Raw genomic sequence first — 18,726 nt, forward strand, 5'->3', positions numbered from 1 at the left:
TGGGTGCTCACGGCGTGGGTTCGCTCTGCAGTTCGGCGACGAAGTCGTAAGCGTCGCCACGGTAGAAGGATCGGGTGAACTCGACGACACGACCGTCGTCGAGGAAGGTGCGTCGTTCGATGAACAATCCGGGCGCGCCTTCGGGCAGGTTCATCAGCCGCGCCTGTTCGGCGTCGAAGGCGATCGCGCGCAGCCGTTGCAGCGCGCGCGCGGGGCGGATGTCGAGCTTGGCGAAGGCTTCGTACAGCGAGTTTTCGACCAGCGCCGGATCGGGCAGCACCGCGAGCGGCACCACCGTGCGTTCCAGCGCGAGCGCCACGCCGTCGGCGGTGCGCAATCGGTAATAGCGAATCACCGCCGCGCCCGGCGACAGGTTCAAGGCCATCGCTTCTTCCGGCGTGACCTCGCCGACACCGCGTTCGAGAAAAGTCGAACGCGGATCGAGCCCGCGCGCGCGCAGGTCGTCGGTGAAGCTGGTCAGGCGCGAGAACGATTTGACGATGCGCTCGGCGACGAAGGTGCCGGCGCCCTGGCGCTGCACCAGCAGGCCGTCGGCGACCAGGCCGGCGATGGCCTTGCGCACGGTCACCCGCGACAGATCCAGCAGCTTGCCGAGCTCGCGTTCGCCGGGCAGGGCCTGGCCGGCGGTGAGTTCGCCGTTGTCGATCGCGTGCTGCAGGGTCCGACGCAGGTGTTGATAGGCCGGTGCGCGGCGCGCGTCGGTCTGGCGGCGGAACTCGCTTTGCAAATAGGACTGCATGGTAAAAAGATACCAGTCGTAGACCACTGGCGGCAACAAAGCCGTGCTAAACCTTGATAAATCGTTGATTTATTGTCTATTTGTCGAAGTGGTATCTTACTGGTATCTTTACTGGTATGGTTAAACCCAGACCTGTCCGAGCCTGTCCATGAGCGTCTACACCGTGCCGACCACGTCCCAAGCGCCGCATCTCGCCCCGTTGGCCCCGTTTGATTTGGTGATCTTCGGCGGCACCGGCGACCTGGCCCTGCGCAAGCTGCTGCCGGCGCTGTTCCACCGTTATGCCGACGGCCAGATCGTCGCCGGCACCCGCATCGTCGCGATCGCCCGCGACACCCAGAGCGACGCGGACTACCGCGGCCGGGTGCGCGAGGCGCTGGCCAAGTTCGCCAACCTCGACGCGCGCGAGTCCGCCGCGATCGACGGCTTCCTCGATCTGCTGCTGTACCGCCGGCTCGACCTGAGCTCGGACGGAGGCTGGCCGGAATTCGCGGCCGAATTCAGCGGCGACGAACGCGTGCGGGTGTTCTACCTCGCGGTCGGCCCGGACCTGTTCGGCATCGTCGGCGACCGCCTGCAGTCGCACGGTCTGGTCGGGCCGAAGACCCGCGTGGTGGTCGAGAAGCCGCTCGGCAAGGACGGCGTCAGCGCCGATGCGATCAACGACGCCTTGGGCCGGGTGTTCAATGAGACCCAGATCTTCCGCATCGATCATTACCTCGGCAAGGAAACGGTGCAGAACCTGACCGCGCTGCGCTTCGGCAATGCGCTGTTCGAGCCGCTGTGGAAGGCCGAGCACATCGACCACGTGCAGATCACCGTGGCCGAAACGGTGGGCGTGGAATCGCGCGCGCCGTACTACGACAAGTCCGGCGCGCTGCGCGACATGGTCCAGAACCACCTGCTGCAGCTGCTGTGCCTGGTCGCGATGGAACCGCCGTCCTCGCTCGCCGCCGACGCGATCCGCGACGAAAAACTGAAAGTGCTGCGCGCGCTGCGTCCGATCGTCAACGGCAACGCCGCCCAGTCCACCGTGCGTGGCCAGTACAAGGCCGGCGCGGTCGACGGCGCCGCGGTGCCGGGCTATGCGCACGAGCTTGGCGCGCAGTCGCTCACCGAAACCTTCGTCGCGATCAAGGCCGAAGTGAAGAACTGGCGCTGGGCCGGCGTGCCGTTCTACCTGCGCACCGGCAAGCGCCTGGGCGAGCGAGTGTCGGAGATCGTGGTGACCTTCCGCCAGGTGCCGCATTCGATTTTCGAAGAACTGACCGAACAAGATCCGTCCAGCCGGCTGGCGCCGAACAAGCTGGTGCTGCGCCTGCAGCCCGACGAAGGCGTGAAGCTGTGGCTGATGAACAAGGTGCCCGGCCCCGGCGGCCTGCGCCTGCGCCACGTGCCGTTGGACATGAGTTTCGCCGCGGCGTTCGGCGGCCGTCAGGCCGACGCCTACGAGCGTCTGCTGATGGACGTGGTGCGCGGCAATCCGATGTTGTTCATGCGCCGCGACGAAGTCGACGCGGCCTGGAAGTGGATCGATCCGATCCGCGCCGCCTGGGCCGCGAGCGCCGACGCGCCGCGTCCCTACACCGCCGGCAGCTGGGGCCCGAGCGCCGCGGTTGCCTTGATTGAACGCGACGGGAGAACCTGGCATGAAGATGCAGGCTGAGCGACTGACCGTGATCGAACCCTTGCCGCTGCCGCTGCACGAGCGCCTGTTCGACGACGGCGAACAATTGGCGCAGGCGCTGGCCAAACAGGTCGCCGCCGACCTGCGCGGCGCGCTCGCCCGTCACGGCGAAGCCTGCATTGCCCTGTCGGGCGGTAATACGCCGAAACGTTTCTTTCAGGCGCTGTCGACGCAGACGCTGGATTGGGCGCGGGTGACCGTGCTGCCGATCGACGAACGTTGGTTGCCGCCGGAGCATCCGCGTTCCAACGAACGTCTGCTGCGCGAGAACCTGCTGCAGCACAACGCCGCGGTCGCGCGTTTGTTGCCGCTGTATCGGCCGACGCCGACCCCGGAAATGGCGTTGATGCCGGTGCTGACCAAGATCGCCAACGAAGGTCTGCCGCTGGATGTCGCGGTGCTCGGCATGGGCGACGACGGCCACGTGGCCTCGTTGTTCCCGGATCTGGGCTACGACAATCCGGCGCTGCGCGAGATCGGTCTGCAACCGCGCGGACGCGCGCCGGTGATGTCGGTGCGCACCGCGGCGATGCCCGAGCCGCGCATGACCCTGACCCTGAGCGCGATCTTCACCGCGCCGGCGCTGTACCTGCATATCGAAGGCGACAAGAAGCGCGCGGTGCTCGATACCGCGCAGCGCGATCCGCGCTGCGTGTTGCCGATCCGTTCGGTGTTGAGCGGTGCGCCGGTGACGCCGACGCTTTATTGGAGTCCTTGATCCGTTCGAATCGAAGACCCGCATTAGTTTCCAAGCGTTTCATTTGACGCCCGCGACCTGATTGGGTGTCTCGACAGCCAGGCCAGAGTTCCCTCCCCTCCCACTTCGGCCTTTGCTGTCGCCCCCTTTAACAAAAGGGGGCCACGCCGCCTGGCGGCGTGGGGGGATTTGCTTTTGCCTTTGCTTCTGCGGAAGGTGTAGGAAGAGCAAATCCCCCTAACCCCCCTTTTTCGAAGGGGGGAACTGTTCGGCCTCTTCGGAAGGGGCCTCGCACTGACTGAGTAAACGTGAATACCCCATTGCACCCCGTTGTCGCGCAAGTCACGCACCGCATCCAGGAACGCAGCCGCGCGCGCCGCACCGCCTACCTCGCCCGCATCGACGCGGCCGGTAGCGGCGGCCCGCATCGGCGACGCCTGTCCTGCGGCAATCTCGCCCACGGTTTCGCGGCCTGTTCGACCGGCGACAAGGCCGCGTTGCGCAGCGGTTACGCGCCCAACCTCGGCATCGTCACCTCGTTCAACGACATGCTCTCCGCGCATCAGCCGCTGGAGCGCTATCCCGATCTGCTCAAGGCCGCCGCGCGCGATTGCGGCGCGACCGCGCAGGTCGCCGGCGGCGTGCCGGCGATGTGCGACGGCGTGACCCAGGGCCGCGAAGGCATGGAGTTGTCGCTGTTTTCGCGCGACGTGATCGCCATGTCGACCGCGATCGCGTTGTCGCACGACATGTTCGACGCCGGCCTGTACCTGGGCGTGTGCGACAAGATCGTGCCGGGCCTGCTGATCGGCGCGCTGCATTTCGGCCACCTGCCGGGCATCTTCGTGCCGGCCGGGCCGATGACCTCGGGCCTGCCCAATGACGAAAAGTCGCGGGTGCGTCAGCGCTACGCGACCGGCGAGGCGACCCGCGACGAATTGCTCGAAGCCGAGGCGCGCAGTTACCACGGCCCGGGCACCTGCACTTTCTACGGCACCGCCAATTCCAACCAGATGTTGATGGAACTGATGGGCCTGCATCTGCCCGGTTCCAGCTTCGTCCATCCCAACACACCGCTGCGCGATGCGCTGACCGCGCTGGCTGCGCAACGCGCCGCGCAGATCACCGCGCTCGGCGACGACTACCGGCCGATCGGCCGCATCGTCGACGAAAAGGCGATCGTCAACGGCGTGATCGGCCTGCATGCGACCGGCGGTTCGACCAATCATCTGCTGCACCTGATCGCGATGGCCGCCGCGGCCGGCATCGACCTGCGGCTGGAGGATTTCGACGCGTTGTCCTCGGCGATTCCGCTGCTGGCGCGGGTGTATCCGAACGGCAGCGCCGACGTGAATCATTTCCACGCCGCCGGTGGTCTGGCTTATCTGATCGGCGAGTTGCTCGATCACGGCCTGCTGCATGGCGATGTCGAGACCGTGGCCGGGCATGGCCTGGCGCGCTATCGGGTCGAAGCGCGACTGGGCGCGGATGGTCAGGTCGAGTACGTGCCGAGCACGCCGACCAGTTGCGACACCGCGGTGCTGCGGCCGGTCAGCGAACCGTTCCGCGCGGACGGCGGTCTGCGCGTGCTTAGCGGCAATCTGGGCACCGCCGCGATCAAGGTCTCGGCGGTGCCGGAGGATCGTTGGGTGATCGAAGCGCCGTGCCGGGTGTTCGTCGAACAGCAGGAGGTGAAGCAGGCGTTCGAACGCGGCGAACTCGATCGCGACGTGATCGTGGTCGTGCGTTTCCAGGGCCCGCGCGCGAACGGCATGCCCGAACTGCATCAGCTCACGCCGACCCTGACCGTGCTGCAGAAGCGCGGCCATCGCGTGGCGCTGGTGACCGACGGCCGCATGTCCGGCGCGTCCGGACAGGTGCCGGCGGCGATGCACATCACCCCCGAGGCGATGGCGGGCGGACCGTTGGCGAAGTTGCGCGACGGCGACGTGCTGCGGCTCGATGCGATCGAAGGGACCTTGAACGTGATCGAGCCCGCCGATTGGGATGCGCGCGACAACGCGACAGCCGATCTGTCCGGGCATCACGTCGGCATGGGCCGCGAATTGTTCGCCGCGTTCCGCGATTACGCCGCGCCGGCGGATCGCGGGGCGGGGGTGTTTGGGTCGGTGACGCTTTGATGAGTGGTGGGTTTCGATTTGGTAACGAGGTATCGGCTGATGTCGCCGTTCGGTATGCCCGCGAACTCCTCAGGCCGTCATTTCCGCGAAAGCGGGCTCTGCTTTACATCGGCGTAACCGAATATCCAGAGGCTTCAGCGACGTCTCACCAGAACGTCATTCCCGCCTTCGCGGGAATGACGAATCAAGCAGTCGTCGCAACCCGTAGCCTTTTCCCGAATCCCGAATCCCGAATCCCGAATCCCGGACGCCCCCATGCCCGCCCCCGCCCGCACCACCTTCCTGTTCGACCTCGACGGCACCCTGGTCGACAGCGTCTATCAGCACGTGCTCGCCTGGAAGCAGGCGCTCGACGCCGACGGCATCCCGCTGTCGGTGTGGCGCATCCACCGCAAGATCGGCATGAGCGGCGGCTTGTTCACCAACATTCTGCTGCGCGAAACGGGCATCGACATCACCCCGGAGCGGATCGAGCGCCTGCATCGCCTGCACGCGGAAGCCTACGGCCGTCAGGCGACCCAGATCCGCCCGTTGCCGGGCGCGGTCGAACTGCTCGCGTATCTGACCGCCAACGACATTCCCTGGGCGATCGCGACCAGCGGCCGCATGGAAACCGCGCGTCACAACCTGGTCGCGCTCGGTGTCGATCCGGAGCAGCGGGTGGTGATCACCCGCGACATGGTCAAGTACGCCAAACCCGATCCGGATCTGTTCCTCGCCGCCGCCGACAAACTCGGCGCCGACATCGAGCATTCGGTGGTGGTCGGCGACAGCATCTGGGATCTGCTGGCCGCGCGTCGCGCGCGTGCGCTCGGGGTCGGGTTGTTGTCGGGCGGTTATGGTCAGGAGGAGCTTGAGCGTGCGGGTGCGTTCCGGGTGTATGAAGATCCGGCGGATTTGCTAAAGCATATTGATGAAGTCGCTGCGCGGCCGTGATTGGCGTGAACTCGTTCTGCTCGTTTTCCCGCGAAGGCGACCTTGTCCTATTTCGGCGCAGCCGAGCATGCAGGGACATCGGCGTCGCACTTCGGGACCACTATTCCCGCCAAGGCGGATGCTGTCTTACTTCGACTTAGCCGAACGTGCACAGACTCAACCTCATCTTTCCAGAATGTCATTCCCGCGTTCGCGGGAATGACGGCTTGAAAGATTCGAAAAAATCGTAAGCACGTTGTATGTGCGGTTGAATGCGTGATCTATCGATCAACTATAAACGCCCCAACCCCAACCCCAACCCCAACCCCAACCGGAGCCAAGCAATGAGTTCGATGCAGGATCTGCAAGCGCGCGTCGCCGCGGTATTGGCGCTTGCGCCGGTGGTGCCGGTGCTGGTGATCGACGATCTCAAGGACGCGGTGCCGCTGGCGCGCGCGCTGGTCGCCGGCGGTCTGCCGGCCATCGAAGTCACCTTGCGCACGCCGGTCGCGCTGGACGCGGTGCGCGCGATCGCGGCCGAAGTCGAGGGCGCGGCGGTCGGGGTCGGCAGCGTGCGGCGACCGTCGGATTTCGTCGATGCCTTGAAGGCCGGCGCGACCTTCGCGGTTTCGCCGGGCAGTTCGCCGGGCTTGATCGCCGCGGCGCGCGAGATCGATCTGCCGTGGCTGCCGGGCGCGGCGACCGCATCGGAAGCGATGGCGTTGCTCGAGCACGGCTACACCCAGCTGAAATTCTTTCCGGCCGAATCGATCGGCGGCGCGAGCGCGCTCAAGGCGCTGGGCGGCCCGTTGCCGGAGCTGCGCTTCTGCGCGACCGGCGGGATCGGCGCGAACAACGCGCATGAGTATCTGGCGTTGAAGAATGTGCCTTGTGTCGGCGGCTCGTGGGTGGCGCCCGCGGCGGCGGTGAAGGCGGGGGATTGGGCGCAGATCGAGGCGCTGGCGCGCGCGGCGGTGATGTTGCGCGGGTGAGCGACTGATTGACTCGGTAAGCGACTGAGTGAGCAACTACGTGACGAGCGACTGCGTGACTGCGTAAGAGCCCCAGCTGTTGCCCCTGCTGTTGCTTTTCCCCCCTTTGGAAAAGGGGGGCAGGGGGGATTCGCTTTTGCTCTGCGCTTTATCTGTTCGAGGGACGAAAGCGGCTAGGGCCAAAGCCAAAGCCAAAGCGAATCCCCCCTGCCCCCCTTTTGCAAAGGGGGGACAGCAACAGCAACGTCGGGGAAACAGCAAAGGCATGACAGACGGAGTCGACGCGGCGTAAGTGGAAGCAATCGCGTGCGCATCAGTGGCAGCAACCGCATGCGCATCGATCGATGGTGGTTCAATCGATGACGAATCCCACCTTCAAGCCAATCCAGCAATCAGCGCCGATCAAGCCCCCGCAAGCGGCCGCGGCGGCGCGGTCGACCCACGCACCACCAGAATCGGGCTGAAGCCTTCGTTCGCCGGCATCTCGGCCTGTTGGTCGCCGTCGCGACGCAACTCGGCGATCAGGCGGTACGCCGCATGCCGCGCGATCTCTTCGGTCGCCTGGCGCGCGGTGGTCAAGGTCGGCCAGGACTGTTTGGAGAACGGGCTGTCCTCGAAGCCGGCGATCGACAGGTCGTAGGGCACGTGCATTCCCGAGGACTTCGCCGCCGCCAGCACGCCCGCGGCGATTTCGTCGTTGCTGCCGAAGATCGCGGTCGGCCGGTCGGGCAGTGCGAACAAGCGGCGCGCGCCGCGGAAGCCGTCGTCGAAGGAATAGTCGCCGGGCAACACGAGGTTTTCGTCCTCGACGATGCCGTAGTCGGCCAGCGCCTGGGCGTAGCCCTTGTAGCGCTCCCAACTCGACAGATGCGACTTGCCGCCCCACAGGAAACCGATGCGCTGGTGGCCGAGCTGGATCAGGTGTTCGGTAATGTCGTACGCCGCGTCGCGGTCGTCGACCCAGACGCAGGGCGAGCCGTCCTTCGGGTCTTCGGCGGCCGAGACGATGCGGACCAGGCGGATGCCGTGGGCGACCAGTTCGGCGACCAGTTCCTTGCGCTCGGACATCGGCGGCGCCAGCACCAGGCCGGCCAGGCGCGCGCCCTGGACCAGGTCGATCAGGTCGGCGGCGAGCAACGGCGAGGACGAATCGCAGGGGTGGATCTGCAGGCCGTAACCGGTCTCGCGGCAGGCGGCGAGCACACCGTTCTGCACGCTGATGATGTAGTACGGGTTCGGGTTGTCGTAGACCACGCCCAGTGCATACGGCTGCGCGCTGCGCAGGCTGCGCGCGGACGGGTCGGGGCGGTATTCCAGTTCGGCGATGGCCTCGTGCACCCGCGCGCGGGTGCGGGCGCGGACGCCGGATTCGTCGTTGATCACGCGCGAGACGGTCTTCAGCGAGACCTGGGCCAGCTCGGCGACATCTTTAATGGTGGGTCGGCGCACGGAGCCTCGCGGTGGGCGCGGTGCCGGCGCGCGGGGCGTGCCGGACGGGACCTTAGCCTACTCGCCGCTTCAGATCTTGGGTACCACGGCCAGGGTCAGGCGCGAGATGCAGGCGAGCTTGCCGGCCTCGTCCTCGATGCGGATGTCCCAGACCTGGGTGCTGCCGCCGACATGGATCGGCCGGGCGGTGCCGGTGACCGTGCCGCTGCGCACGCCGCGCAGGTGGTTGGCGTTGATCTCGATGCCGACGCAGACCTTGCCCTCGGCGCAGCACAGATTGCCGGCGCTGCTGCCCAGGGTTTCGGCGAGCAGGACCGAGGCGCCGCCGTGGAGCAGGCCGTAGGGCTGGTGGGTGCGGGCGTCGACCGGCATGGTGCCGCGGACGTAGTCCGGGCCGATTTCGGTGAAAACGATGCCGAGCGGTTCCATCGCGGTGTTGCGCGAGAGCCGGTTGAGGTCGTCAACGGTGGTCGTGCCGCGGAACAGTGGACGCGCGGCGGTGGGTGCGGGGTCGGATGGGTTCATCGCTGCACGATAGCGGCGATGGCCGGGCCGGGCCAGTCGTGGCCGGTCGGTCGGTGATCCTGAGGTGCTGCGAGGGGTGTTGCCGGTGCTGCTGGAGCGGTGATTCGGGGACGGCCGGGCCTCAATGGACCCGGAACGGCGCGCGGGGGAGGTCGGGGGTGCGCGCCGGTCCGGGTGAGAACGAGAGGGTGGAGGTCCTTGCCGGAATCAGCCGGTCCATGGACGGGCGGTCCGCGATCAAGCGAAACGGAAGCGCGGCTGGGCCCAGTTGCTGGCGTAGCTGCGGTTGCTGGCGTAGCCGCTGCTGTTGCCGTAGCCGACGCCGAAGTCGCGCTGGCGGTGCATGTGGCGGGCGACCGGGGCGGTCGGGGCGGCGGCCGGGGCGGTGGTCGCGGTGGTGGTGGTGACGGTGTTGGCGGTCTGGGTGTTCATGGTGGTTTCCTGTGTCGTGGGGTTGTAGTGCTTCGGTGTGTTGGTAATCTACAACACCTAAGTAGAAGTAACTATATGCCGGAAGTCATATCCCCCTTTAGTCATGCCCCGCTGGTGCGTGTTGCCGGGGGTACCGCGGGTGGGTGGAGCGTGGCTGCCGGGTTCGGTAATAGAGATGTGGCGGGGGCGGCGAGGGTTGCAATTGCGCACCCATGACTGAAGACCTAGCTGGGGGAGAGGATGTGACCGAGGGTCGTGGTCGCCGCCAATTCGCTTGCCTTTGGCTTGATCGGTTGCTTGAGGCGTCATCGCCGCGGCCACGCCAGCGCGACGGCCTCGTCGCCTGCGTCGTGGTCGTGATGTCGCGGTCGCGGCTTGCGCCGCTCCTACAGGGAGGCCATGTGGCTTTGGCTTTGCTAACGCGAGTCCGCGGCTTGGCAGCGCTGGATGAACTGCGCGGCTTCAGGCTCAAGCTGAACTACGTGGCCTGCCTGTAGGAGCGGCGCGAGCCGCGACCGCGGCACCACGGCAACGTCGAAACCTGCGCCGTAACCGTAACTCGCGGTCGCGGCTTGCGCCGCTCCTACAGTCGCTGCGATGCAGTTGTGTCGGTTGCGCGCGGTAGCGCGAAGGACGCGAAACCGGCGGTGAACGCGCGATCCGGCGCGGCGGAAAACCCACCCGCCGCGCAAGCCTCAAAGAATCGGCGCCAACCCCGCCCCGAACGCGGTGAACATCCGCGTGGTCAGACTCTTGACCCCGAGGTTGACCTCGGGAAAATCGCCGACCGGTTTGTAGCAGGCGCGAAAACCCGGGTCGGTGCGGTACAGCGGCGACGGGCAGTCCGGGCCGGGCACGAATTCGTAACTGGTCGCGTAACGCACCGGCCACAGGTCGAACAGCGGCAAGTGCTCGGAGATCTTCGCGATCGAGTATTCCAGGCCGGAGAAGATCGGCGGCTTGTCGCGACGCGCGATCACCCACGAGTTGGCCGGCGCGATGTCGCGGCGGATGCTGTCGGCCAGCGCGCGCGCGAACACCGGGTCGTCGATCACCACCGCGCTCTCGGTGTTGTAGTGATCGCCGCGCGGGTCGAAGTTGTGGGTGCCGATCACGCCGATGCGTTCGTCGATCACCATCGACTTGGCGTGCATGCCGATGCGCACGCCGGCGCGCTTGAGCGGCACCGGTTCGTTGCTGCGCCGGCGCGCGTAGCGGATCGCCGCGTACTCGCGCGCCAACGGTTGCCGGTAGCGCTGACGGTAGATCACGCTGTTGCGGTCGGGTCCTTCGCCACGCCGGGACTCGGCCATGCCGGCGCCCTGCACGGAATTCGGCAGGGCGCGGTCGTCGTGTTCCGGCAATCCTTCCAGACCCAGGTCGGGCAAGGACGCGCCGGTCGCGGCGATGTCGATCGGCGCGTCGGCCGGGAACGGTTTGTATTCGTAGATGTTGAAACCGAATTCGCGCAGGTAGCGGCGCTTGTACTTGTACGACAGCGCGTAGGCGATGAAGGCGTCGGTCGCGGCCAGGCTGTTGGTCGAGACGATCACGCGCGGCGGGTCGGGGCGGTCGTGCAGGTCGCGGAACAACTTCTGCGCGGATTTCGACAGCACCAGGTACGGCGTCTGCAGCATCACCTCTTCGCGCGAATGGGTGATCAGGTTGCGCAGCGAATCGGAGGCGAGCGCGTTGTTCTCGGCGTTCTCGCGGTGTTTGTCGGGCGTGTCGGAGATGTAGCGCACCGCGCCGACCTGGATCGCGTTGGCGACCAGACGCTGTTGGATCTGCGCGTTGTCGGCGGCGGCGTCGCGCATGGCCTGGGCGCGTTGCGGGCGTTCGAACTCGAGCGGCGGCAACACCGGCACGCCGTCGTCGATGATGCGCTGGCCGACGTCGGCCAGGCGTTCGACCGGGACGCTGCGGCGGTCGCTCCAGAACACGTCGAAGTCGGTGCCCATGACATCGGCGACCGGGCCGGCGACCAGCACGTCGCGGTCGCGGAAGTTGTACTCGTCGTCCCAGTCGTAATAGTCGTCCTGGTAGTTGCGCCCGCCGGAGATGCCGATCTGGCCGTCGGCGAGCAGCAGCTTGGTGTGCATGCGCTGGTTGAGCCGGCGCCAGCAGCAGGCCGCGGCCAGCACGTAGCGCGGGTAGGTGATGCGCGCGCGGTGCAGCACCGGGTTGTACAGCTTGACCTCGAAATTGACGTGCACGCCCGCCAGAGCCGCCAGGGTGTCGATGTGGCGCAGCGCCGCCAGCTGGTCGAGCAGCAGCCGCACCCGCACGCCGCGACGCGCGGCGGCGAGCAGTTCGTCGAGCACCAGCTTGCCGGCGTCGTCCTCGTCGAAGATGTAGGTCTGCAGGTCCAGGCGGTGGGTCGCGCTGCGGATCAGGTTGATGCGCGCGAGCAGGGCGTCGGGGCCGCGGTCGAGGATCACCGCGTAATGGCGCGGCTGCTCGGGCGTGGACGCGGCCAGCGCCTGGCCGCCGAGTGCGTGCAGCGGCGAGGCCTGGGCGCAGGCGTCGGCGGCCGCGCAATCGATCTGCTGCGAACGCGCCGCCGCGGCGATCGCGCTGGCGCGATCGCGCTGGGCCGGGCTGAGCGAGGCGCAGGCCGACAACGTCAGGGCGAGCAGGGCCGCGAGGCCGCGCAACACGGGGTTCAACGGGGTGACTCCTTAACGCTCCGCGGGCTTGGCCGGAACGGTGTCCGGGGTTCTCGACGGCGCGGGCTTGGGAACCGCGGATTTTGGCGGCGCGAGCTTACTTTGTGTGGATTGCAGGCGTACTTGCATGGTGAAGCGTACCCGGTCCCCAAGCGCGAGTTGCCATCCGTCGAGGCCGTAGTCGTCGCGGCTGACGCTGCCGTGGGCGATGCCGTCGCACTCCTCGCCGGGTTTGGCGCAGGTCGCCGGGGCCAGGACGAAGGTTTCCATGCGGCTCACCCCGCGCAGGGTCAGCCGGCCGCGCAGCGGGCCGCCGGTGCGGGCCAGGTCGGGCGAATGCGGCTCGGACAGAAATTCGATGTAGGGATAGCGCGGCGCGTTGAAGAAGCGATCGCCGCGGGCGAGCCGGGTGTAGCGCTCGGAATCGCCGACCACGACCGCGCCGGCGGCCAGGCGGATGCGCACCTGATGACGGCCGTCGGCCAACACGGTCAGTTCGCCGTCGTAACGCGGAAACTGGCCGGCGACCTTCTGGCCCCAGCGGGTGCGCAGTTCGAAACTGAAACGGGTGTGCTCGGGGTCGAAGGTTTCGATCGAGCGGGCCTCGCCCGGGCGCTGTTCCAGCGCATGCGGCGGGCCGGCGGCCGTCGGCGCGGCGACTGCAACGGCCGATGTCCAGGCCAGGGTCGCGGCGAGCGCGACCCGATGGCGCAGCCGCCACCCGGGCGACCGCGCCGTCGCTGCTGGGCTCACGGCCACCAAAAAGCGCTGAGCTGGGCCGAACCCGGCTCCAGGCTGACTCCGGCGGGCACCGTCAGCACGGCGACGCCGCCCGGCGGCATGCCGCGGTAGTCGCCCGACTGGCCGCTGTGCAGCAGTGCGGCCAGGCGTTCCAGGCCGGGGTTGTGCCCGACCAGCATCAGCCGCTCGGCTTCATGGTGAGTGTCGGCCAGGGCGATCAGGGTGCCCGGGGTGGCCTCGAAGATCGATGGCTCGATGCGCTGTTCGACATAGCCGATCGCGCCGAGCACCGCCTCCAGGGTTTCGCGGGTACGCCGCGACGGCGAGCACAGCACGCAGTCGGGGATCAGTTTGTTCTCGGCCAGCCAGCGGCCGGCGGCCTCGGCCTCGGCCAGGCCTTCGGCGGACAGCGGGCGGTCGAGATCGGCCTGGCCGTTGGCGGCCGGCTCGGCGTGGGCGTGACGCAGCAGGATCAATTCGCGCATGGGGGACCGATTACGAGTGATGAAGGGAAGTGCGCGAACGCCAGCGAAGAATGCCTGTCGGGGCGACGGATGGGTAGCGGGGCGGTGTGATGAAGGGCGGGCCGGCGCCCGGCTTCACTTCTTCAGCCACTTCAGCAACGGCTGCCAGTCCGCCTGATGCTCGCGGATCTGCTGGGAGTGGTAGTCGAACAGGCTCTTGCCCAGCGCGGTCATGACCACGTAGGCCTGACTGTCGCGGATCTGCGCGATCACCGGGTAGGGCCATTCGCGCAGCAGCTCGATCGCCTGCTGCGAGGCGTTGGTCCACGGCTTGAGCTTGTTGCCGACCAGGCCGACCCGCAGCTGGCCGCGGCGGACCCGCGGGTGCTGGGCCAGAGAGTCGAGGAACGGCACGGTGGCCTCGATGTCCAGGGTCGAGGGCTGGATCGGCACGACCACGGCGTCGGCGAACTCCAGGAAACTCTCCAGGTCGTCGGCCATGGCCCCGGCCGGGGCGTCGATCACCACCCGCTGGGTGTCCTCGGGCAGTTGCTTGCGCCAGGCCTTGCGGCGGGTGCCGTCGAGCGCCAGGACCGCGCTTTCGAGCACCGAGCGGCGCTGCGCCCAGCGAGTCGAGGAGCCTTGCGGATCGGCGTCGATCAAGGCCGTATGCAGGCCCTCCAGAGCCGCCTGCGCGGCGAGGTGGGTGGCGATCGTGGTCTTGCCGACGCCCCCCTTGGAACTGGCCACCAGCACGGTCTTCATGCGAGCTCCCTCCGGATGGAAGCCGCAGCGTACACCGGGGCTGTGGACCGGGTCATCACTGGGTGGGGGGTGCGGCGCCCGGGGGCCGGACCGGTGGGGTGCCGCCGGGGACGTTCCGTGCGCCGCGTCGCGGTGGTCGCCCGGTCTTGCGGGCGGGCACCGCCGCATTCGGTGTCGATCCACGCGAGCGACGTGGTCATGTCGACGCCCTGTAGGAGCGGCGCCAGCCGCGACCGCGGGAATTCGATGACGACGCAGGCTGCGATGTTGTCGTCATGGCGCAAGCACACGCATCCGTGCCCATCGCCAGATGCAATGCCCGATCGCGATCGCGCCGGAACCCGCGCGATCGCCGCCGCCCGCATACATCACGACTTCGGCGGCAGCCTGCCGGTGGAGATCAAGGCGCGGCCGTTGACGCTCTGCGGCAGCCAGCCCGGCGGCGGCCGGGACTCGCCCAGGCGCTCGAGTTCGGCGCGCGCGGCCGGTACTTCGCCGAGCTCGCGCACCGCGCGCAGCATCTCCGGCGAATCGAATCGCGCGAAGTTCTCGCGCAGCCAATGCGACTCGCGCAACCGTTCGCGCCAATACGCGTCGTCGCGGCCGCCGGCGGCGAACTGGGCCATGCGGCTCACGCCCATCGCCTGGGCGAGGAAGCTGTCGCCGTCGGCCATCAGCGTCAACACCGCGCGGCAGTCGCGGGCACGCGCCGACTCGGGCCGCAGGGTCTGCGGTTTGCACAGCTCGAACGTGGCGCGGAAGGGAGGGAATGTCATCGGCGTCGCCAGCGCCGCCACGATCAGGCTGTGGCCGTCGTGTTCATGGGTCGAGCCTTCCAGCTTGGCGACCCTGCGCAAGGCGGCTTCGGCCTCCGAAGTCATCGGCGGCATCGCCACCTGTTCCAGCGCCTTGAAGGTCTCGCGACTGCTGTCGGTCAGATGGTCGTCGTAGTGATCGGCCTGCGCAGCCAGGCGCAGATAGCGATCGAGCTGCGCGGGGTCGGCGTCGGAACGCGCGGCGTCTTCCAGAGCCAACAGCCAGGCCATGGCGTTGTCGGGCTCGACCTGCTGCAGGCGCGACAGGGCCGGCTGCAGATCGCAATCTTCGCGTTCGAAACAATCCATCGCTTGCAGCCAGGCCACCAGGCCTTCCTGGCCCGGAGCCGCGGCGGCCTTGCCCAACGCGCGCTGGCGCGCCGCCAGCAACTGTTCGGAGATCGAATCGGGCTGGCTCAGCGGCAGCAACAACGCCAACTGCAATTGGCTGCGCGGATCGCCGCGATCGGCGAGCGTCTTCAAGTGAATCCGCAACGCGGACAGATAATCGCTCTGCGCCTGCTCCAGGGAGGCCGCGGCGCGGGCCCGCGACTCATCGTCCGGCGCGCCGCGGATTGATCCGGCGTCCGATAGCGGCGCCGACGCGACTGGGCCGGCATCGGCGATCGCTGCGCGAGTGGGTGCGTCGGAGTCCGCTGCAGGCTTGCCCGGCGCACGATCGCAGGCGCACATCGCCGCGAGCAACAGCAGCAACAACCACGAGCGCGGGCGACCGGCGCGCTTTGGTTCGCTCATCGATCGCATGCCCGTCGCCTTATCGTCCCTGTCCATGCACCGCGCCGCGTCCCTGACTAACCGATCGATGGCGCGATGCTGATCGTGTCGCGAGAGTCGCGCAATAGTCGCTGCGCGGACGCGCGCGCAACCTGGCGGTGACGAGGCGGTGCAGCCATCACGGCAACCACGCCGAATGCACCCAATCGCACCGACTCATCCCACCGCGACCCGCGCCCACAACGGCAAGGTCAACAACGACAGCAACAAGCCATACCCCACCATCGCCGCGGCCAGTCGCGGCGCCAGTTGATGCGCGATCGCCAGCGCGCCGGCGGTGACCATCGACGGCATCGCCGCTTCCAGCACGGTGGTGCGCGCCATTTCGCCGTGCAGGCCCAGCAGCGGCACCAGCGCCCAGGCCAGCGCCGGCATCAGCGCGAGTTTCAGCGCCAGGCCGCAGGCCAGCGGTTTGAGTTCGTCGCGCGGCAGGGCCAGTTTCACCGACAGGCCGATGGTCAGCATCGCCAACGGCAACAACGCGTCCGACAGGCGTTGCAGTGCGCCGGCGATCGCGCTCGGCGGCTCGGCCGGCATCACGCTGAAGCCGATCAGCAGCGCCCACAGCGGCGGGAATTTGACGATCCGCAGCAGCATGTCGCGCGCGCTCGGCCGGGTGTCGCTGCCGTAGCGCGCGAGCACCCACAGGCCGAAGGTCGACAGGATCAGGAACGCGCCGAACTGGTCGTAGACCACCGCGTACGGCAAGGCATGCTCGCCGATCAGCGCGCGGGTCAGCGGATAGCCGAGGAAACTGGTGTTGCCCAGGGCGACGGTCAGCAGCAGCACCGCGTGTTCGTCGCGGCGGAATTTCAACCAGCGCGACAGCGCGCCGACCACCAGCACGGTCGCGCCCAGCAGCAGCCACGGCACCGCGGCCACGCCGAGCAGCGCCGGTTCCAGATGCAGGCGCGGCGCGTAACGCAAGACCGCCGCCGGCAGGCAGACGTACAGCACCAGCAGGTTCAGGGTCTGCGCGGCGTTGTCGGGCAGGACCCGCAGGCGTTGGAACAGGTAGCCCAGCACCAGCATGGCCAGGACCAGGGCGAAAGCGTCGAAGGCCATGGGGTCGCGATCGCTTGAGGGATTAGGGGCATGGTCGCGGTTGGCGGGCGCGGGCTCAAGACGGCTTTGGGCGTAGGGGCGAAAGCACAAAGCAAAAGCGAATCCCCCCTGGCCCCCCTTTTGCAAAGGGGGGAACCCGGTAGGTAAGCGGCGCGATCCTTATTGGAGGCGCGGCGTTAGGGTTTCCCTTAACAGCGAGCGACGCAGAAACGAGTGCAGGCGATCTTCGAGCCAGCGGTGCAACCCCACTCTCACTCCTCACTCCTACGAACTCACTCCTCTTATGATGTGAGCACCAAGGAAGACCCGTCCCCCATGAGCGACCTGCAAGACCTGACCGCGCTGATCCGCTCCAACACCCCGCTGATCGTGATCGAGACCCGCGACGAATCGCGGGTGGTCGAACTGTTCCGGCAGGCGCTGATGAACGTGTGGCGCGCGCTGTACCGCTGGTCGATCACCGAAGGCCTGCGCCGGGTCGATCTGGACCGCGAGGAAGGCACCGACGTCGCGCCCGGCATTTCCACCACGCTGCAGGCGATCCGCGACGCCGATCAGCGCGGCATCTATCTGCTGTTCGACGCCCATCCGTACCTGAGCTATGCCAGCACCCAGCGCCAGTTGCGCGAGATCGCCCAGCGCCGCGACTGCGAGCCGCACGTGCTGGTGTTGATCGGCCACAAGCTGGAACTGCCGCCGGACCTGGATTCGCTGGCGGTGCGCTACACCCCGCGCCTGCCCGACGCCAACGCACTGCTGAAACTGGTGCGCGAGGAGGCCGAGAACTACGCGCGCGAAAACGGCGGCCGCCGGGTCGAGGTCGACGGCGAAGCGGTCCAGCAGATCGTGCGCAACCTGCGCGGCATCGACCCGGTCGATGCGCGCCGCATCGCGCGCCATCTGATCTTCCGCGACGGCGCGCTCAACGCCGAGGATCTGCCCGAACTGGCCAAGCTCAAGTTCGAACTGCTCAACCGTTCCGGCCATCTGCATTACGAATACGACAGTGCGCGCATGAGCGAGGTCGCCGGCGCGCGCCGGCTCAAGCGCTGGGTCGAGCAGCGCCGCGCGGTGTTCGTCAGCGGCGAGGCGCCGCCCGGGCTCGATCCGCCCAAGGGCATCCTGCTGCTCGGCGTGCAGGGCTGCGGCAAGTCGATGATCGCCAAGGCGGTCGCGGCCGGGTTCGGGGTGCCGCTGGTGCGCCTGGATTTCGGCACCCTGTACGACAAATTCCACGGCGAAACCGAGAAGAACCTGCGCGCGGCGCTGGCGTCGGCCGAGCAGTTGTCGCCGGCGGTGCTATGGATCGACGAAATCGAGAAAGGCCTGGCCGGCGACGGCAGCGATGCCGACGGCGGCGTGTCGCGGCGCGTGCTGGGTTATTTGTTGACCTGGATGGCCGAACGCAAGTCGCGCTTGTTTCTGGTCGCGACCGCGAATCAGATCGACGCATTGCCGCCGGAACTGCTGCGCAAGGGCCGCTTCGACGAGATCTTCTTCGTCGACCTGCCGGTGGCCGAGGTGCGCGGCGAATTGTTCGCGACCCATCTGCGCAAGCGCGGCCTGGCGCCCGAACACTTCGATCTGAACGCGCTGGCGGGCGCCAGCGACGGCTTTTCCGGCGCCGAAATCGAGCAGGCCATCGTCGCCTCGATGTACGCCGCGCTCGCCGCCAACACGCCGCTGTCGGATTTCCAGTTGCGCGCCGAACTCAAGCAGACCCGGCCGCTGTCGGTGCTGATGGCCGAGCAGGTCGAGTCGCTGCGCGAATGGGCGCGCACGCGCACGGTCGCGGCAGACTGAGCGCATCGCGG

Annotated in this window: 16 protein-coding genes; 6 read left to right on the top strand and 10 right to left on the bottom strand. The window is 67.8% G+C overall.

Translation table 11 applies throughout. The features are described 5' to 3' along the window. Positions 1–7 precede the first annotated feature (7 nt). Positions 8–760, bottom strand: a complete 753-nt coding sequence (locus tag AC3A4T_RS16500; RefSeq protein WP_036103525.1) for a GntR family transcriptional regulator — start codon at positions 758–760, stop codon at positions 8–10. Between the two features lie 148 nt (positions 761–908). Between AC3A4T_RS16500 and zwf the strand changes: the two genes are divergently transcribed. The 5 genes from zwf (at position 909) to eda (ending at position 7,192) form a co-directional block, all read left to right on the top strand. Further along, positions 909–2,426: a glucose-6-phosphate dehydrogenase gene (zwf, locus tag AC3A4T_RS16505; RefSeq protein ID WP_487676359.1), complete on the top strand. Its 1,518-nt coding sequence runs from the start codon at positions 909–911 to the stop codon at positions 2,424–2,426. After that, positions 2,410–3,165, top strand: coding sequence for a 6-phosphogluconolactonase (pgl, locus tag AC3A4T_RS16510; RefSeq protein WP_487676360.1), 756 nt, complete (start codon positions 2,410–2,412; stop codon positions 3,163–3,165). Before zwf ends, pgl begins: the two co-directional genes overlap by 17 nt. 287 nt (positions 3,166–3,452) lie before the next feature. Further along, the gene (gene edd / locus AC3A4T_RS16515) at positions 3,453–5,285 is read left to right on the top strand and encodes a phosphogluconate dehydratase (RefSeq protein ID WP_487676361.1); all 1,833 of its coding nucleotides are present in this window, start codon (positions 3,453–3,455) and stop codon (positions 5,283–5,285) included. A gap of 255 nt (positions 5,286–5,540) precedes the next feature. Next, complete coding sequence (locus tag AC3A4T_RS16520; RefSeq protein ID WP_057920352.1) at positions 5,541–6,221, top strand: HAD family hydrolase; 681 nt, start codon at positions 5,541–5,543, stop codon at positions 6,219–6,221. Between the two features lie 332 nt (positions 6,222–6,553). Continuing rightward, the gene (eda, locus tag AC3A4T_RS16525; RefSeq protein ID WP_487676571.1) at positions 6,554–7,192 is read left to right on the top strand and encodes a bifunctional 4-hydroxy-2-oxoglutarate aldolase/2-dehydro-3-deoxy-phosphogluconate aldolase; all 639 of its coding nucleotides are present in this window, start codon (positions 6,554–6,556) and stop codon (positions 7,190–7,192) included. 402 nt (positions 7,193–7,594) lie between these two features. Here eda and AC3A4T_RS16530 read toward each other — a convergent pair whose 3' ends face one another. The 9 genes from AC3A4T_RS16530 to AC3A4T_RS16570 form a co-directional block, all read right to left on the bottom strand. Further along, positions 7,595–8,641: a LacI family DNA-binding transcriptional regulator gene (locus AC3A4T_RS16530; RefSeq protein ID WP_036103539.1), complete on the bottom strand. Its 1,047-nt coding sequence runs from the start codon at positions 8,639–8,641 to the stop codon at positions 7,595–7,597. Positions 8,642–8,710: 69 nt separating this feature from the next. Then, positions 8,711–9,070: a hotdog fold thioesterase gene (locus AC3A4T_RS16535; RefSeq protein ID WP_411921048.1), complete on the bottom strand. Its 360-nt coding sequence runs from the start codon at positions 9,068–9,070 to the stop codon at positions 8,711–8,713. Between the two features lie 333 nt (positions 9,071–9,403). Then, the gene (locus AC3A4T_RS16540; RefSeq protein ID WP_487676362.1) at positions 9,404–9,598 is read right to left on the bottom strand and encodes a hypothetical protein; all 195 of its coding nucleotides are present in this window, start codon (positions 9,596–9,598) and stop codon (positions 9,404–9,406) included. Positions 9,599–10,293: 695 nt separating this feature from the next. After that, complete coding sequence (locus AC3A4T_RS16545; RefSeq protein WP_487676363.1) at positions 10,294–12,267, bottom strand: phospholipase D family protein; 1,974 nt, start codon at positions 12,265–12,267, stop codon at positions 10,294–10,296. 12 nt (positions 12,268–12,279) lie between these two features. Beyond that, on the bottom strand, positions 12,280–13,020 hold the full coding sequence (locus AC3A4T_RS16550) for a YceI family protein (protein ID WP_487676364.1): 741 nt from the start codon (positions 13,018–13,020) through the stop codon (positions 12,280–12,282). Next, a complete protein-coding gene (locus tag AC3A4T_RS16555; protein WP_036115859.1) occupies positions 13,017–13,493 on the bottom strand; it encodes a SixA phosphatase family protein in 477 nt (158 codons plus the stop codon). The genes AC3A4T_RS16550 and AC3A4T_RS16555 overlap by 4 nt, the downstream gene beginning before the upstream one ends. A gap of 114 nt (positions 13,494–13,607) precedes the next feature. After that, on the bottom strand, positions 13,608–14,237 hold the full coding sequence (locus AC3A4T_RS16560; protein WP_487676365.1) for a nucleotide-binding protein: 630 nt from the start codon (positions 14,235–14,237) through the stop codon (positions 13,608–13,610). Between the two features lie 368 nt (positions 14,238–14,605). Further along, positions 14,606–15,808, bottom strand: a complete 1,203-nt coding sequence (locus AC3A4T_RS16565; protein WP_487676366.1) for a hypothetical protein — start codon at positions 15,806–15,808, stop codon at positions 14,606–14,608. Between the two features lie 195 nt (positions 15,809–16,003). Beyond that, complete coding sequence (locus AC3A4T_RS16570; RefSeq protein ID WP_487676367.1) at positions 16,004–16,912, bottom strand: AEC family transporter; 909 nt, start codon at positions 16,910–16,912, stop codon at positions 16,004–16,006. Between the two features lie 315 nt (positions 16,913–17,227). Here AC3A4T_RS16570 and AC3A4T_RS16575 point away from each other — a divergent pair, with 315 nt between their 5' ends. After that, entirely contained in the window at positions 17,228–18,715 is a 1,488-nt protein-coding gene (locus AC3A4T_RS16575; RefSeq protein WP_487676368.1) for an AAA family ATPase, read from the top strand. The last annotated feature ends 11 nt before the right edge of the window (positions 18,716–18,726 follow it).

Source organism: Lysobacter sp. Soil_N_51 (assembly GCF_057655755.1).